This is a genomic window from Rhodanobacter denitrificans (assembly GCF_003335105.1).
Taxonomy (GTDB): Bacteria; Pseudomonadota; Gammaproteobacteria; order Xanthomonadales; family Rhodanobacteraceae; genus Rhodanobacter; species Rhodanobacter denitrificans_A.
Genome location: NZ_QFWQ01000011.1, coordinates 44,486 through 60,596 on the forward strand (window position 1 = coordinate 44,486; position 16,111 = coordinate 60,596).

The window sequence follows — 16,111 nt, forward strand, 5'->3', positions numbered from 1 at the left end:
CGTCATGCCTGCGAAGGCAGGCATCGCACTTCATCCGGCAACGAATCCCTTGTAGGAGCGCGCTCCCGCGCGATGCTTTTCCTTGCGCACCGGTGTTTCAAAGCAAGAGCTTTCGTCTGCCTTCGGCAGCCGAGTTACTTTCTCTTTGCGTGGCCAAAGAGAAAGATAACCAAAGAGAAAGGCCACCCCGCTTGGCGCTTGCCGGGCATCCTGCCCGGCAAGTCCGTGAGCCGGGGCCGGGCTTTTCGACAGGGCATCCTGCCCTGGCGAAAAGGAGCCGACATCCCTGTCGGCTCCCGCTGCGCGGCCTATCGACCCCGACTCACCGCCGCACAGGGGCCCGGGTAAAGCAGCGGGCCATCCTGGCCCGCACTCGGTGCGCAACCGCTACGCGGTTGCGAGAGCAGGACGCGGCGGGCAATGGGAACGTCTTCTATCGGCCAACTCCAGCCGATCGCAACTTGAGTCGTACTGCCCCGATAGCGGACGGTCGAGGCTTGTTTGACACGATTTTCTCCCGGTCTTCGGCATTCTTGGAAGTGTCCGCGTTACGGGGTAGACCCGGCGGCGTCGAGCGATCTGTGAGAGGTCGACGCCGCCGGGTTCCGTTAGAATCCAACACAGCAATTTCATTTCATCTAAGACAGGGGGTCTTATGAAAAAGCTCATGGCGCTGCTGGCGGTTCTCGTCGTGGTCGTCTTGCTGGTTTTTGCCTTTAACTATGTCTCTGTCGGATCGAAGCTGGCCACTGTGATTCACGACGACCCGCGCAACAGCGGGGTCGACATGAACGCGCACTACGACTACTACACCAACCCGGAAGTCCTGGTGCTCGATATGAGGGGAATCGGCCCATCGAACAGCATGGCCGATGTGTTTCGCGTTGTGATTCAGCTATCCCATAGCATGCAATCGAAGCAGTTCAAGACTGTGAAGTTCGAGTGGCATGGCAGCGAACGATACGATCTGAGTGGGTCCGACTTTCAGGAATTGGGCACCGCCTTGGATGGGCAGAACCCGATGTACATCATGCGGACGTTCCCGGAGAAATTGACGCTACCCGACGGCACCCATCCCTTTGGAACTTGGACGGGTGGCTTACTCGGTGTGCTCAGCCATCAGATGGACGACTTCAACAAATTCCATCATGGTTGGTACTTGGACAGCATGATGTCGGCTAAGGATAAGTAAGCTCATGAAAAATTTTTTTGCAATCTTGGTGACCTGTCTTCTCCTGATGGGGTGCCAGAGCCACCAACAAGCCGCTGAATCGGTCAGCCCTCCCCCAACGACCCAAGCTGCAGCCCCCATCGCCGCAAGCGCACCCAAGCCCCAGCCATCAAGCTGGGTGGGTCCATTTGGGATTCAAATGGGGCTAACCAAACAGCAAGTATTGGATGCAACGGGCGCCCAAGCGCTCCCGGATAATCCCTTCACGTATGTGTCGTCAAAAGCGCCCAAAGGTCATGTGGCGTTTCAGAACTATGCATACACGATCGGAGACCAATCCGGCTTGTGCAGTGTTGTTGGTCTAGGAGACGAGTTTGATGCCGACGCATACGGCAATGCCGTCCGAAGTAATTTTTCCACCATTGAAGGCGCTTTGACCAAAAAGTATGGCGAGCCGACATCGACTGATAAAGACCTTGCGACAGGATCGATCTGGAGTGAGCCCAAGGACTGGATGATGGGTCTCCTCAAAAACGAACGACCCTATCGCGTCGACTGGAATTCATCCTCAGCCCACCCTCTTCCGGATCATCTCGCGTTAATTCGATTGAACGCGCGTGCAACGAGTTCTGACAAGGCCGCGCTGGCCATCTTGTATCGATTCGATAACGCCGACGCATGCGATAAGGAGGTTGCTGCGAAGCGGGATGCCAGCTTGTAGGAGATAGAGCTGCGTTCAACTGCGGCCCACACAAGCTCAGAATTTCGCCTCTGATTAATTCTCTCGGTCGAGGATGTCACGCAACTCAGGCGGGCAGTTGGGACTGGTCCACCGTTGCCGTTCGGCTGGATCGGGATGAAGCACGTCCCACGAATCATCAGGCGCCTCCACGATCTGGAACCATAGTGCTCGCGTCTCCTTGCTACGAGCCACAATCGTGGTTGGAGCATGGCCGGCATGCCGGTGGTTCAATGCATCGACGGTGTCTGGGGACACCTCGCAGTAGAGCGGGCCGACAGGTCGATGCGTGAATAGCAGACACTGCGCTGGTGAGATGGGCAACGTGATCTCGATATCAGGGTTCTCCAGACCGATAGCTCGCTCGTATGGGTGCTTCCTGTATGCGGTTTGGTCGTACCAGGTCGATGGGGCATCGGTTGTCAGGAACCCAAGCGGGTCATTCGTGCAAAGCACCGTCTTGTGCATGCCAAGCAGCACCGGAAGGATGACCTTTACCCCTGATTCGATCAGGATTCTTGTCGAGTCCTCTTTCAAGTTGTCGAAATCCCCTGGTTGAGGAACGTAGACCCGTGACCCATCAACGTGGGTTGGAAGCTCTGGCTCAACCGTTCGAGTTTCCCAATCGGGACCGGCCACCTGCTCGAACATCGTCTTGACCTTCTCCATCTGATGAAGCCAGTGGTCGCGGCTTGAGGCGGTACGGAGGTGGGCCGTTGCAGCGAACAAACATGCCCACACCCAGTCGTCCTCGGTGAGTCGCCGTTTGAAGTTGAATTTGCTGTTGCGTACCTTCGTGAAGTTGGACTCAATGGTTCCTAGACCATGCTCAAGGCGAAGATCACGACCCCCCGTCGGTCGCCGTCAGCGTGTACATCTCCGTTTCGCGGAAGATCTTTTCCGGCGACTTGGGCTTGGGGTTTTCGCCATTCTTGTCGAACAGCCAAACGTACGGATTATTCGTGGCTGTCTTCGGCGCCGAAGGATCCAGCCAGGCTTTCAGGTAACAGGCCGGGACGAAATGCTGCTTCCGCTGCGCGTACTTCTCTCGTTTCATAGCCAGGACGTCCTACACCTGCCGCTCATTTCAAACGTTCCATATCTGCGTCCCCGAAAGCGGACAGTTGCGAATGTCGCCTTGGGGTCGCAAACGGTCGATCAGCAATTGACTTTGCAACTCTTGCCCTTGTGAAGAAACGTGACAGGCCGCGCGCGGTGCCGTGCTTTTGCTCCGGCTTTTTCTGAAAGTGCGGGCCAGGATGGCCCGCTGCTCTACCCGGGCCCCCTGTGCGGCGGTGAGGCGGGGTCGACAGGCCGCGCAGCGGGCATCGGCATGGATGCCGATGCCTTTTCGCCAGGGCAGGATGCCCTGTCGAAAAGCCCGGCCCCGACTCACGGACTTGCCGGACAGGAGTCCGGCAAGCGCCAAGCGGGGTGGCCTTTCTCTTTGGTTATCTTTCTCTTTGGCCACGCAAAGAGAAAGTAACTCGGCTGCCGAAGGCAGACGAAAGCTCTTGCTCTCGAATGCCGTCGCGCCAAGCAAAAGCATCGCGCGCGAGCGCGCTCCTACAAGGGTATTGATCGCCGGGCGAAGTGCGATGCCTGCCTTCGCAGGCATGACGAGCAAAAACGAGGCGCCCCGCTCAGGGCGAACGGGCCGTGGTTACGGCGCCCGCTTCAATGCCAGCACCGCATTCAACCCCCCGAACGCGAACGAGTTGCTGAGCACCGCCCGCACCGGCATCTCGCGCGCCACGTTCGGCACGTAGTCAAGGTCGCAGGCGGGGTCGACCTTGTCGAGGTTCGCGGTGGGCGGCACCACGTTGTCGCGCAGCGCGCCGATCGCGGCGACCAGCTCCAGCGCGCCGGAGGCGCCCAGCGCGTGGCCATGCATGGACTTGGTGGAGGACACCGCGAGGCGGTCGGCGTGCGCGCCGAAGGCGAGGTGGATCGCCTTCGTCTCAGTGACGTCGTTGGCTTGCGTGCCGGTGCCGTGGGCGTTGATGTAGTCGACGTCCTGCGGCGCGAGGCCGGCGTCGTCCAGCGCCTGGCGCATCGCGCTGGCGGCGCCGTCGGCGCTGGGCATCACGATGTCGGTGGCATCGGCGGTCATGCCGCTGCCGGCCAGTTCGGCGAGGATGGTGGCGCCGCGCGCCTGCGCATGCTCCATGGATTCCAGCACGAAGATGCCGGCGCCCTCGCCGAGCACCAGGCCGCGCCGGTTGACGCTGAACGGGCGGCAGGTATCGTCGGCCAGCACGCGCATCGCTTCCCAGGCGCGCAGCGCGCCGTAGGTGAGGCAGGCCTCGGTGCCGCCGGTGATGGCGACGTCGGCCAGGCCCCAGCGGATCATCTGCGCGGCCTGGATGATCGCGTGGTTGGCCGAGGCGCAGGCGCTGGCGACCGCAAAGGTGGGGCCGCGCAGGCCCCAGGCAATGCTGATCTGGCTGGCCGAGGCGTTGGTCATCAGCCGCACGATGGTGAGCGGATGCGCGCGGTTGGAGTTCTCCCCGTACAGCCGACGGCTCTGTTCGTCCTGGGTGGTCTCGCCGCCCACGCCGGTGCCGACGATCACCGCGGTGCGCAGGCCGAGCCCGTTGCTGGCGAAATCCAGCCCGGATTGCGCCACCGCCTCGCGCGCCGCGTGCAGCGCGAATTCCGAGGTGCGGTCGAGCATCGGCAGGGTGCGCTCGTCGATGTTCGCCGCCGGATCGAAGCTGGCGGGCACCTGCGCGGCGACCTTCACGCGCAGCCGCCCGGCGTCGACATGCTGCAGCGGGCCGATCGCGCTGCGGCCTTCGCACAGGCCCTGCCACAGCGCGTTGGCACCGACGCCGAGCGGGCTGATCGCGCCCATCCCGGTGATCGCGACGCGGCGTACCGGACGGCCTTGCATCACTTCGCGCCCTCGCCGGCGGCGGCCTTCTCGTCCAGCGCCTTCTGCACGGCGTCGACCAGGCTCTGCGCGGTGTCGCTGTCGAAATTGGCACCCTGCTGGTCGGGGAAGGTGATGTCGAAGTGCTCTTCGATGTCGAAGATCAGCTCGATCGCCTCCAGCGAGGCGATGCCGAGGTCCTTCAGGGTGGATTCGGGCTTGATCGTCGCCACGTCGATCTTGGCCTGCGTGGCGATGATCTCGAAGACTTGCTGCTGGGTCGTTGCGGTCATGACAGGGTCCTTGGTGGCAGGCAACATTGGAAGGCTGGCGCAAGGTGCCTCACGCAGGCTAGCGGTCACAAGTCTAGGCAAACTCGCTTACTCATGCCTTTCATTTCGCAACTGGAGCCGGATGCGCTGCTCGCGGCCTTCATGGTGGAGCCGCCGCTCGGCTTCGCGGTGGACCATTCGCCGCAGGGCATGCCGGCCTTCGTGGCGCCATTCGACCTGCTGACCACGGCCGACGACGCGCTGCGCCGGCGGGTGGCCGCGCTGCCGCTGTACCGCCACTGGAGCCGGCTGCTGCGCTGGCGCACCCGCTTCGCGGGCACCACCGTGACCGAGTACGCGCCGCTGCCGCCGCAGGTGGCGCCGACGGCGCTGGCGCAGGGGCTGAAGGCGGCCTTCGGCAACCAGTGCCGGCTGCTGATCGTGAAGGACATCGCGCAGGATTCGCCACTGCTGGACGACGCGGCGAACGTCCACGCGCGCGCTTTCGCCCAAGCCTGCGCGGCGGAGGGTTTCGTGCTGCTGGAAGGCCAGGCGCTGGCCTGGGTGCCGATCGACTTCGGCTCGGACGACGAGTACCTGGCCCGGCTGTCGTCCGGCCGGCGCAAGAACATCCGGCGCAAGCTGCGCTCGCGCGGCGGGCTGGAGATCGAGACGCTGCGCACCGGCGACGCCTGCTTCGGCGACGAGGCGACGCTGGCGGCGTTCTACGCGCTGTTCGACAACGTGTACGCACAGAGCGAGATCCACTTCGACCGCCTGAGCCCGGCGTTCTTCCGCCTGCTGCTGCAGGACGCGGCCAGCGGCGGCGTGGTGTTCGTCTACCGCCACGCCGGCGAGATGATCGGCTGGAACCTCTGCTACGAGCACGGCGGCAAGCTGATCGACAAGTACATCGGCTTCGCCTACCCCGCGGCGCGCGAACACAACCTCTACTTCGTCAGCTGGATGCACAACCTCGGCTACGCGCGCGAGCGCGGCCTGAGCCACTACGTGGCCGGCTGGACCGACCCCGAGGTGAAATCCTTCCTCGGCGCCCGCATGACCTTCACCCGTCATGCGGTGTACGCCCGCAACCCCCTGCTGCGCGCGCTGCTGCGCCGGCTGGGCAGCCATTTCGAGAGCGACCGCCACTGGCAGGCGGCCGCGGAAGCCGCCGATGAATGACCTCGCGAACCGTCCCGTCGTGCTCGACATCGACCGCTCGGTCGGGCCCCTGCCCGGCCGGCTGGTGCTGCCGCTGGAGCATTGGCAGGAGTCGATCCGCTTCGGCTGCCCGCTGGCGGACATGCGGCGTTTCCGCACCATGCTGGACGAGCTGCTGCCGGCCGAGTACGGCACCGTGTTCCTGGGCAGCGGCGACTTCCACCATCTCAGCTGGCCGCTGATCGCGCGACTGCGGCCGGCCGCGCCGTTCCAGGTCGTGGTGCTGGACAACCACCCGGACAACATGCGCTTCCCGTTCGGCGTGCACTGCGGCTCGTGGGTGCGCCGGGTGGCGATGCTGCCGCAGGTCAGCCACGTGCACGTGCTCGGCATCACCTCGCCCGACATCGGCGGCGGCCACGCCTGGGAGAACTATCTCGCCCCGCTGTGGCGTGGCAAGCTGAGCTACTGGAGCATCGGCGTGGATACCGGCTGGGCGCGCCGGCTCGGACTGGCGCGGGCGTTCCGCGGCTTCGACACGCCCGCGGCGCTGGTCGACGCGTTCGTCGGATACCAGCGCACGCAGGCCACGCCGAGCTACCTGTCGATCGACAAGGACGTGTTCGCGCCCGAAGTGGCCCGCACCAACTGGGACCAGGGCCAACTGCAGCTCGACCACGCGCAGGCGCTGATCGGCAGCCTGCGCCACGGCCTGGTCGGCAGCGACATCAACGGCGAGATCTCGCACTACCACTACCGCAGCTGGTGGAAGCGCCGGCTCTCCGCGATGGACGAGCAACCTGCGGTGGATACCGCGCAGCTCGCCGGCTGGCAGGCGCAGCAGCACGCGCTGAACCTCGAACTGCTGCAGGCGATCGCCGCGCGCTCCGGCCAGGCGGCCTAGCCGCGCGGCGAACCCACCGGCGCCGCCGCGGCCGTCCCTGCGATGTCGCCGGCACGCCAGATGCCCAGGCTGCCGTCGCGATACGGCTGCCGGTACAGCGGCGTGGCCGGGTACTGGTAGCCCGGCTCGCCGCTGATCACCCACCCTTGCGGATGCGCGCGTACCCACGCCGCGACGGCGGCCGGGTCGGTGGTCATCGGGATCGGCGCGGTCAGCCGTCCGGCGAAGGTGAGCAGGCCGTACTGCGGCCCGGCGAACAGCAAGGGAACGCCTGCCTGTTGCGCGCCGGCCACCCGCCGCGCCGCCGCCGTGATGTCGTAGCGGGGTCCGGCGCCGAGCACGAAGGCGAGCTTGCACAGCAGCAGCGCCGCCAGCATGCCGAGCGCGGCGGCGCCCACCGGCAGCGACTGCGCCCGCTGCCACACGTAGCACAATCCGATGACGACGATGAGCACGCCGCAGGCGACCGCTCCGGCGCGGCCGGCGTGATCGACCGCCAGCCGGCCCAGCCCGATCGCCACGGCGATGCCGATGAGCGCGAGCACCAGCCCGACCCGCCAGCCCACCACGCGCCAGCGGCCGGCGCCGAGACGGACTCCGCCGGCCAGGGTCAGCGCCGGCAGCAGCGGCAGCAGGTAGTGCGGCTGCTTGCCGCTGATCAGGCTGAAGAGGACGAAGCCGGGCACGAACGCGGCCACCACGAAGCGATCCAGCGCCCCGCCGGCGGGAGCCGATGCGGACTCGCCGCGCCCGACCGCGGCCACCCACGGCAGCAGCATCGCCGGCAGGATCGGCAGGTACCACCACCAGGGGCGGGCATGCGCGAAGCTCTGCACCACGCGCCCCACCGTCTGGTGCAGGAAGATCGCGTCCGAATACTGGGCGCCACCCACCCTAGCGGCAGGCAACGCCCAGGCCAGCGCCAGCAGCACGGCACCGAGCAGGGCCGCGAGCAGCCGCAGCCAGGTCGCGAGCGGCCGCGCCTGCGGCAGCCACCACGGCGCCAGCAGCGCCGGCACGCCGCCCACCAGCAGCGCGACCGGCCCCTTGACCAGGATCCCTGCGCCCAGCGCCACCGCCAGCGCCGCCACGGCGAGCGGCCAGCGCCGACCGGCCAACGCCGGCGTGGCCCGCCATGCCGCCAGCGTGCACAGTGTGAGCAGCATGTCGAACATCAGCACGCCCGCGTATATCGCGCCCGCGGCACAGCCCAGCCACAGCCACAGCGAGGCCTGCACGGCCGCCCGCCCGGCGCCCAGCCGCCGGCCGAGCGAGGCGAGCAACGGGAGGGTGGCCAGCATGACGAGCAGCTCCAGCAGGCGCGCCGCCCAGGCGTGCACGCCGGTCACCGACCAGGTCAGGTTGATCAGCCAGAACAGCAGCGGCGCCTTGTCCGAATACGGCGCACCGTCCAGCCACGGCACCAGCCACTGCCCGCTCAGGTGCATGTTCCACGCCACCGCGAGGTAGCGCGTCTCGTCGATCGGCACCGGAAACAGGAAGAACACCGGCGGCAGCAGCAGGATCAGCGCCGCGATTGCCTGCAGGCGCGGGTTCTCGCGGAACCCGCCAACGATGCCCGTACGCTGTGCTGCCGTCATGCCAACCCCTGGAAACTGCGCGCGAACCGCGCGGAACCGTCGCCGTCGCCCGAATGCGGGCGCCGACAAACCGGCGCGGCATTTTGCCGGGTGGAAGATTTCGTCCGTGTGAATTGTCCGCGGTGCGACAACATGCCGCGCAGTCGCTTCAACAGCGTTCGAGCACGCCGCAGATCGCCTCGAGGTCCGCGTCGGTCATCCACGGGCTGTTGCCGATGGTGAGGCTGCGCGCGGCGAAGTCGCGGGCATGCGGCACGTCCTGCGTCGGCACCATGCCGGCGAGGTAGGGGTAGTCGGGCAAGGCGTGGATGAACAGGCGGCTGACGCCGAGGCCGGCCTGCCACAGCTGCGCCAGCGCGGCGTCGCGGCGGCGGCGGTCGGGCAGCAGCAGCAGGAAGAACGGCCAGTTGCCGTGCGCGCCGGCGGGGTCGTCGAGCACGCTGACGCCAGGGAGGCGGCGTAGCCGCGGCAGATGGCGCTGCGCCTGCGCCGACAGCTGCCCGAGGAAGGCCGGCAGGCGCACCGCGGCATGCGCGCCCACCGCCTGGCGCCAGCGGCCCACCGCGTGCAGCGGCAGCGGCAGCGCGAAGTCGTCGCCCACCGCGGCGATCTCGTCGCCATGGCGCAGCGCGCGGCGCAGCGGATCGCCGTAGGCCAGGCGCAGGCCGCGCGGACGGTACAGCGCGGCATAGCCGAGGAGTTCGAGGCTGCGGCGCAGCTCCCAGCGCAGGCTGTACGGCGCGATGCGCGCAGCGGTATGCGCCAGCCGTTCGCGCAGCGCCGGGTCGCGCGCCAGCAGCAGGCCGCCTTCGTAGATCGACAGGCCCTTGCCGGCGGCAAGGCTGAAGAAGCCGACGTCGCCGGCCAATCCCACGCTGTCGCCCGCGCGGCGCGCGCCCAGGGCCTGGGCGGCATCCTCGATCACGTACGCGCCGACCTGGCGCGCGGCGGCAAGCGCGTCGTCGACATCGGCGACGCGACCGGCCAGGTGGGTGGGCACGATCGCCAGCGTGCGTTCGTCGCAGGCGGCGCGCAGCGCGGCCGGGTCCATGTCGTAGTGGCCCGGACGCAGGTCGCACAGCTGCAGCTCCAGCCCGGCCTGGTGCACCGCCAGCGCCACCAGCGGGCAGGTGTAGGCGGGCACCACCACGCGGCGGCGGTGCGGCTGCGCCTCGCGCAGCGTCGCCAGCGTGATCAGCAGTGCGGCGGTGCCGGAGCAGGTCAGCTGCAGCGGCGGCGTGCCGAGCAGCGCGGCGACGTCATCGGCCAGCCCGGGCGCGCCCGGGCGCAGGTCGGCCGGGCGCAGCGGCAGGCCCGCGGTGGACGGCAGTTCGTGGCGGCGACGGGGCAGCATGCGCGCAGCGTACCGCGGCGGCTCAGCTGTCCGCGGCGACCGGCTCGGGCACCGCCGCATGCTCGCTGTTTTCGGCGAAGCCGAGGCAGACGATGCCGGCGATGATCGCGACGGCGCCCGCCACGCGGACCACGGTGAGGTGCTCGTCGAACAGCCACACCGACAGCAGCATCACCGACACCACCTCGAGGTGCGAGGCGGCGAACGCGGGGCCGATCGGCGCGTGCTTGAGCAGGGCCATCCAGGTGAAGAACGCGCCGACGTAGCCCACGATCGCGCCGTAGACCCACGGCTGGCCGAACACGCGCAGCAGCCAGGCCAGACTGGCCTCGACCGGCAGCGCCTGGGTGCCGGCGTACTTGAAACTGATCTGCGCCAGGGTGTCGAAGCCCATCAGCAGCAGGAAGCCGAACAGGTAGAAGCGCCTCATCCGCCGAGCCCCACGATCGCCACGCCGAGGGTGACCAGCGCGATGCCGGCGATGCGCAGACGGGTCAGCTTCTCGCCGAACAGGATGCGTCCGGCGACCATGATCGCCACGATGTTGATCGAGCCCAGCAGCACGCCCTCGGACAGCGGGACCAGCGACAGGAACGCGATCCACACCAGGAACTCGACCACGTAGCAACCGACGCCCAGCCACAGCCACGGGCGCGCCGCCATATGCTTCCAGCGCGCCAGCCCGTCGCCCGCGGTCTCGTCGCCGGCGGCGGCCTTGAACGCCAGCTGGCCGCCGCTGTCGAGCACGATGTTGAGCAGCCACAGACCCGCGACCAGCGGGGAGATGGTGTCGGCCGCCGGCATGGTCAGGCCGCGGCCGCGATATGCGGTGATTGGCCGGTGGCGACCACGCGCTCGAAGAACGCCGCCGAGCGGTCGATCAGGGTGCGCCGCTCGCGATCGATGGTGATCATGTGATAGCTGTCCTCGAGCAGCAGCAGCTCGGTCGGCGCGGCGACATGGCGCAGCACCAGTTCGGCGTTCTTCGGGCTGGCCACGTCGTCGTCGCTGGCGTGGGCGACCAGGCACGGCGCGGTCACCTGCGGCAGCCGGCGCCGCACGTCGGCGGCCAGCCGGTACATCTCGGCCAGCGAGTACCACGGGTTGCCGGGCAGGCCGGCGGCGGCGCTGTCGCCGCCGAGCATGGCGGTGCTGACCTGCGCGCGCAGGCGCTCGTCGCGGATGCCGTAGGGCGGCTGCTCCATGAAGCTGCGGTCGCGGCCGATGCCGAGCCTCTTCAGCAGCGGCAGCAGGAACGACAGCCGCGCCATCCGCGGGATGCTCCAGCCGTCGTAGCGGAAGGTGGCGCCGTACACGCCGACGCCGGCGACCTGCGCGGGGCGGTCGGCGGCCAGCTTCAGCGCCAGCAGCGCGCCCATCGAGAGGCCGCCGACGAACAGGTGGTCGACCTTTTCCAGCAGCGCGTCGGCGGCCTGCTCCACGCTGGCGTACCAGTCGCGCCAGCCGGTGGCGAGCAGGTCCTCGACGTTGCCGCAGTGGCCCGCCAGCTGCATGCCGTGCACGGTGAAGCCGGCGCGGTTGAGGCCCTTGCCGAGCAGCTTCATTTCCATCGGCGTGCCGGTGAGGCCGTGGATCAGCAGCACGCCGCTGCGGCCGCCCTCGAAGAAGAAGTCAGTCTGCTGGATCACGCGCTTGCCTTGCGGGAATGAGTCGCGGCTATTTTCATGCACAGCATGATCGCAGCCGGCGGTTTCCTCAGTCTTTCGCGGCCGCTGCGGCGGGCGGCGCCTTGCTGAAACGCACGATCACGCGCTGGCCGATGCGCAGGTCCGGGCTCTGGCCGGAGCCGGGCTGGTCGAACGCCAGCACGCATTCCACCGTGCGGGCGTTGGCGCGCACTTGCGGGTCGTTCTCCAGCGTAGCCGGGCCGTACACCTTGCCGACGCGCAGCACGTGCGCGTTCCAGGACTCGCCGGCACGCCCGTTGTCGGCGCTGACTTCCGCCGCCATGCCGGGCTGGATCGCGCCGACGAAGCTGTCGTTGAGTTCCGCGCGCACGATCCGCGGCTTTTGCGGCAGCAGGGTGAACACGGCGCCGGAGGCGGGCGACACGCTGGCGCCGGGCTGCGCCGACACGTGCACCACCTCGGCGTCGAACGGGGCGACCAGGCTGCGTTGCTTCAGCTCGTAGCGGGCTTCGCCCAGCTTCTGCCCGGCCATGTCCAGCGCCGCGCGGGCGGCCTGCTGTTCCGCATCGAGCTGCGCGGCGGCCTCGCTGGCGTCGTCGGCGCTCTGGCCGTCGCCGGCACCGGCGGCCACCGCTGCGGCCAGCCGCTGCGCGCGCTGCTTCGCCGCCGCCTGCTTGATGCCGAGCAGCTTCAGCTGTGCCTGCGCCTGTTCCTGCTGCGCCTGCGCGGCATCGACGGCCAGCCGGGCCGGTTCGTCGTCCAGCGCGGCCAGCAGCTGGCCCTGCCGGACATGGTCGCCCTCGTGCACCGCGACCCTGGCAAGCACGCCCTCGCGCGGCATCGACAGGCTCAGCAGCCCGCCTTCGACGTCGATGCGGCCGCGCGCCACCGCGGCATAGGCCGCGACCGGGCCGGCGGCGGGACCGGCCGGCGTGGCGGGCCGCGAACAACCCGCGGCCAGCCAGGTGCTGCACAGGGCCAGCGAGCCGAGCCGGAGCCAGCGGGACACGGCGGGGCGTTGCGACGGATGGGACACGAGCGGTTTCATGAAGGATTTCCGTGGCTGTCGGTGGCCGGCGCCTCGCTGCGCCGGTCGCTGAGTATGCGGCCGTCCTCCATCGCCAGCACGCGGTCGGCGTGGACGACCAGGCGCGGGTCGTGGCTGACGCACAGCACGGTGGTGCCGTGGGTGCGCGCGATGCGATGCAGGATGTCGATGATGACCTGGCCGTTGGCGGCGTCCAGCGCGCTGGTCGGCTCGTCGGCGAACAGCAGCTCCGGCCGCTTGGCCAGCGCTCGGGCGATCGCCACGCGCTGCTTCTCGCCGCCGGACAGTTCGGACGGGCGCAGCCGCATGCGGTGCGCCAGGCCGACCTCCTCCAGCGACTGCTGCGCGCGGTAGCGCGCCTCGTCGCGCGACAGGCCCATGTGGTTCAGCGGCAGCTCGACCTGCTCGAACGCGCTCAGCGCGGGGAACAGGTTGAAGCCCTGGAACACGAAGCCGGTATGCTGCAGGCGAAACCGCTCCAGCGCGCGCAGGTCGAGCTGGCCCAGCTCGCTGCCGAGCGCGCAGACGCGGCCGCCGTCGACCTTCTGCAGGCCGCTGAGGACCGCCAGCAGGGTGCTCTTGCCGCAACCGGACGGGCCGGAGATCAGGGTCAGCTCGCCGGCCTCGATGCTGAGGCTGAGGCCGTCCAGCACCTGTGTGCGCTGGTTGCCCGAGACGAACGCCTTGCTGACGTTCTCGGCCTGCAGCGACGGCGCGCGCGCGGCTTCGGCGGTGGTGGCGGGCATCGCGGTCATCTCAGCAGGTTGGCGGGATCGGCGCGGCGCAGGCTGCGCATCGCGGCCAGTCCGGAGACGGCGGCAAGGCCCATCACCAGGATGATGCAGGCCAGTGCCGCCGTCACGTTCAGCACCACCGGCACATCCTGGCTGCGCGCCAGCAGCATCAGCACGATGCCGAGCACGCTGGCGCCGAGCAAACCGAGCGCGCCGACCCAGAAGGCCTGCTCGAGCACCACCTTGCGCAGGGCGCCCACGCCCACGCCGAGCGCGTTGAGCGTGGCGTACTCGCGCACCGAGCCGTTGACCGCGGCGATCAGGGTCTGGCTGGTGATCGCAGCGCCGACCAGGAACACGATGCCGGCCAGGAACAGCACGCCGGCGCCGGCGCCGGTGTCGAACAGCCAGTAGTGCACCGAGATGTTGGCGAAATCACGGGCGCTCCACGCGGTGTACGGGCCGAACGCGGTGTCGCCGCGCAGGCGCGCGGCCACCGCTTCGGCCTGGGCCGGATCGCGCAGCTTCGCGACCAGGTAGGTCGGGCCGTCGTCGCTCGGGTCGCTGTCCAGCTGGCGCGCGGTATCCAGCGAGCACAGCACGTTGACCCCGCCCAGCGCGCGCAGGCCGGTGCTGATGCCGACCACCCGCACCCGCCGGCCGTTGATGGTGGCGGTCTGGCCGATATCCACGCCGAGCTGGTCCATGGCGGAGCGGTCGATCACGATCGCGTCCGGCTCGGCCAGCCGCGCCCGCAGGGCCGGCGACAGCACCCTGGAATACATCAGGCCGTCGGCGCGGGTGTCGATGCCGGAGACGAACACCGACACGCCGCCGGTCTCGTGCGCACCGCGCCAGTCGCCGTCGACCCACAGGTACGGCTCGACCCGTTCCACGGCCGGGTCCATCAGGATGCGCGACTGCAGGTCGGCGTTGATCGTGCGGCCCAGGCTCACGCTCTGCGTGCCGGGAAAACCCACCCACACGTCGGCCGACGAACCGGTGATGTACAGGCTGGTGCTGCCGAAGATGCCCAGCACCAGCGCGATCTGCAGCAGCTGCAGCAGGCCGGCGAAGCCGACCGCCAGGATCGCCGGCAGGAAGCGCCGCCATTCGTAGACCAGGGTCTTGCGCGCGAGGGCGACCATCAGGGGTTCGCCTGTCCTGCGGCAACCGGCGCGGGCGATGCGTCCGGCGCCGGCGCGCTCGGCCGCGGCGCGCCGCCGAGCGCCTTGAACAGCGCCACGTAGGCCAGGCTGTGGCTGGCGCGTGCATCGGCCAGTTCCAGCGCGGCCTGGTCCGCGGCGAGCTGGCTCTCGACGCGGTCGAGCGGACTGCCCAGGCGCAGGCCGACGCGCTTCTGCACGGTCTGGTCGACGCGCTGCAGCGCCTGCCAGGCGAGCTTGCTGTGCTGCTCGCGCTGCTGTTGCTGCTGCAGGCTGCCGAGCGCGGTCTCCACTTCGGCCACGCCCTGCAGCACGGCCTGCCGGTAGGCCAGCACGCTGGCCTTCAGCTCGTGGTCCCTGGCGTGCTTGGCCGCCACCCGCATGCCCCAGTCGAACAGCGGGATGTTGATCGCCGGACCCACCGACGCGATGCCGTTGGGGGTGGTGGAAAAACGGTGGTCGTTGTTGATGTCCGCCGCCCACACCATCGAGGCGCCCAGGCCGATGCTGGGATACATGTCGGCATGGGCCAGCGCCAGCTCGCCGGCGGCGCGCAGCACGTCCGCCTGGGCGCGCGCGATCTCGGGCCGCGTGCGCAGCAGGTCGGCCGGGGTGCCGTCGATCCGCCAGCTGCCCACTTCGGGCGGCGGGCCAGGCAGCAGCCAGACCGGATCGGGCTGGTTGCGGCCGAGCAGCACGGCCAGCCGCTGCGCGCTGGCGTCGATCGCCTGGCGCGGCGCGGCCAGTGCGGCCTGCGCCTGCGCGAAGGCGGCCTGGGCCTGGTCCACCGCGCTCGGCGCGGCCAGCTGCAGGCGCTCGCGCGCCTGCACCAGCTCCCATTCGTGCTGGCGCGCCTGGCTTACCTGCAGCAGCAACTGTTCCTGTTGCTGGGCGGTGCGCAGGCCGATCCATTCGCGCACCACCTCAGCGACCAGGCTGACCCGGGCGGCCTGCAGGTCGGCGACGCTGGCATCCAGCTCGCCCTGCGACAGGCGCCGGGTGCCTTCGGCACGGCCGAACAGGCCCAGCTCCCAGGTGGCATCGAAGCCGGCGACGAAATACGAGGCGCTGGCGTCGGGGTCGATCGCATCGTTGGTCCGCGCGATCAGGCTCGGCAGATAGCGCGCGCCGGAATGCTTGCGCAGAACCCGCGTCGCGCGCATGCGCTCGACCGCCTGCGCCACGTCCAGGTTGTCGGCCAGCGCGCGATCGACCAGCGCATCGAGCCCGGCATCGTCGAAGACATGCCACCAGCCGCGCAGGTCGGTCGCCGGGGCCGGCTGCGAGGCGGTCGCGTGCTGCCACTGCGCCGGTACCGGTGGCGCCAGCTTCGGCAACGGCGCGGCGCAACCGGCCAGCCCGCACAGCAGCATGCCAAGCAGGCCGATACGCAGGTGGTTGCCGGAAATGGCGTTGCTCGATCGGGGTGGCACG

The 16,111-nt window shown here is 68.9% G+C and carries 16 protein-coding genes and 1 pseudogene; 4 read left to right on the top strand and 13 right to left on the bottom strand.

Going from position 1 to position 16,111, the window contains the following annotated elements; translation table 11 throughout:
• The first annotated feature begins 655 nt into the window (after positions 1-655).
• Positions 656-1,192: a hypothetical protein gene (locus DEO45_RS15635; protein ID WP_114345575.1), complete on the top strand. Its 537-nt coding sequence runs from the start codon at positions 656-658 to the stop codon at positions 1,190-1,192.
• 4 nt (positions 1,193-1,196) lie between these two features.
• On the top strand, positions 1,197-1,892 hold the full coding sequence (locus DEO45_RS16540) for a hypothetical protein (RefSeq protein WP_147269712.1): 696 nt from the start codon (positions 1,197-1,199) through the stop codon (positions 1,890-1,892).
• Positions 1,893-1,946: 54 nt separating this feature from the next.
• Here DEO45_RS16540 and DEO45_RS15640 read toward each other — a convergent pair.
• The 4 genes and pseudogenes from DEO45_RS15640 to DEO45_RS15655 form a co-directional block, all read right to left on the bottom strand.
• Positions 1,947-2,967 (bottom strand): annotated as a pseudogene (locus DEO45_RS15640) (DUF4238 domain-containing protein).
• 30 nt (positions 2,968-2,997) lie between these two features.
• The gene (locus DEO45_RS16545) at positions 2,998-3,528 is read right to left on the bottom strand and encodes a hypothetical protein (RefSeq protein WP_147269713.1); all 531 of its coding nucleotides are present in this window, start codon (positions 3,526-3,528) and stop codon (positions 2,998-3,000) included.
• A gap of 45 nt (positions 3,529-3,573) precedes the next feature.
• Positions 3,574-4,806: a beta-ketoacyl-[acyl-carrier-protein] synthase family protein gene (locus DEO45_RS15650; RefSeq protein ID WP_114345583.1), complete on the bottom strand. Its 1,233-nt coding sequence runs from the start codon at positions 4,804-4,806 to the stop codon at positions 3,574-3,576.
• Positions 4,806-5,078, bottom strand: coding sequence for an acyl carrier protein (locus DEO45_RS15655; protein WP_114345585.1), 273 nt, complete (start codon positions 5,076-5,078; stop codon positions 4,806-4,808). The genes DEO45_RS15650 and DEO45_RS15655 overlap by 1 nt, the downstream gene beginning before the upstream one ends.
• A gap of 93 nt (positions 5,079-5,171) precedes the next feature.
• Here DEO45_RS15655 and DEO45_RS15660 point away from each other — a divergent pair, with 93 nt between their 5' ends.
• Positions 5,172-6,242 carry a GNAT family N-acetyltransferase gene (locus DEO45_RS15660; RefSeq protein WP_114345587.1) on the top strand — a complete coding sequence of 357 codons (1,071 nt, stop codon included), beginning with the start codon at positions 5,172-5,174 and terminating at the stop codon, positions 6,240-6,242.
• A complete protein-coding gene (locus DEO45_RS15665) occupies positions 6,235-7,125 on the top strand; it encodes a hypothetical protein (RefSeq protein ID WP_114345589.1) in 891 nt (296 codons plus the stop codon). The genes DEO45_RS15660 and DEO45_RS15665 overlap by 8 nt, the downstream gene beginning before the upstream one ends.
• On the opposite strand, the gene DEO45_RS15670 is transcribed toward DEO45_RS15665, so the two are convergent.
• The 9 genes from DEO45_RS15670 to DEO45_RS15710 form a co-directional block, all read right to left on the bottom strand.
• A complete protein-coding gene (locus tag DEO45_RS15670; RefSeq protein WP_114345591.1) occupies positions 7,122-8,726 on the bottom strand; it encodes an ArnT family glycosyltransferase in 1,605 nt (534 codons plus the stop codon). The genes DEO45_RS15665 and DEO45_RS15670 overlap by 4 nt on opposite strands.
• 148 nt (positions 8,727-8,874) lie before the next feature.
• Complete coding sequence (locus DEO45_RS15675) at positions 8,875-10,080, bottom strand: DegT/DnrJ/EryC1/StrS family aminotransferase (RefSeq protein ID WP_114345594.1); 1,206 nt, start codon at positions 10,078-10,080, stop codon at positions 8,875-8,877.
• Positions 10,081-10,102: 22 nt separating this feature from the next.
• Entirely contained in the window at positions 10,103-10,510 is a 408-nt protein-coding gene (locus tag DEO45_RS15680; protein WP_114345596.1) for a DMT family transporter, read from the bottom strand.
• On the bottom strand, positions 10,507-10,884 hold the full coding sequence (locus DEO45_RS15685) for an EamA family transporter (protein ID WP_114345598.1): 378 nt from the start codon (positions 10,882-10,884) through the stop codon (positions 10,507-10,509). The genes DEO45_RS15680 and DEO45_RS15685 overlap by 4 nt, the downstream gene beginning before the upstream one ends.
• Before the next feature lie 2 nt (positions 10,885-10,886).
• The gene (locus tag DEO45_RS15690) at positions 10,887-11,729 is read right to left on the bottom strand and encodes an alpha/beta hydrolase (RefSeq protein WP_114345600.1); all 843 of its coding nucleotides are present in this window, start codon (positions 11,727-11,729) and stop codon (positions 10,887-10,889) included.
• A gap of 67 nt (positions 11,730-11,796) precedes the next feature.
• On the bottom strand, positions 11,797-12,777 hold the full coding sequence (locus DEO45_RS15695; RefSeq protein WP_114345602.1) for an efflux RND transporter periplasmic adaptor subunit: 981 nt from the start codon (positions 12,775-12,777) through the stop codon (positions 11,797-11,799).
• Positions 12,774-13,523 carry an ABC transporter ATP-binding protein gene (locus DEO45_RS15700; protein ID WP_114345760.1) on the bottom strand — a complete coding sequence of 250 codons (750 nt, stop codon included), beginning with the start codon at positions 13,521-13,523 and terminating at the stop codon, positions 12,774-12,776. The genes DEO45_RS15695 and DEO45_RS15700 overlap by 4 nt, the downstream gene beginning before the upstream one ends.
• A 5-nt stretch (positions 13,524-13,528) precedes the next feature.
• Positions 13,529-14,659, bottom strand: a complete 1,131-nt coding sequence (locus tag DEO45_RS15705; protein WP_114345604.1) for an ABC transporter permease — start codon at positions 14,657-14,659, stop codon at positions 13,529-13,531.
• Complete coding sequence (locus DEO45_RS15710) at positions 14,659-16,110, bottom strand: efflux transporter outer membrane subunit (RefSeq protein ID WP_223250907.1); 1,452 nt, start codon at positions 16,108-16,110, stop codon at positions 14,659-14,661. Before DEO45_RS15710 ends, DEO45_RS15705 begins: the two co-directional genes overlap by 1 nt.
• Between the last annotated feature and the right edge of the window lies 1 nt (position 16,111).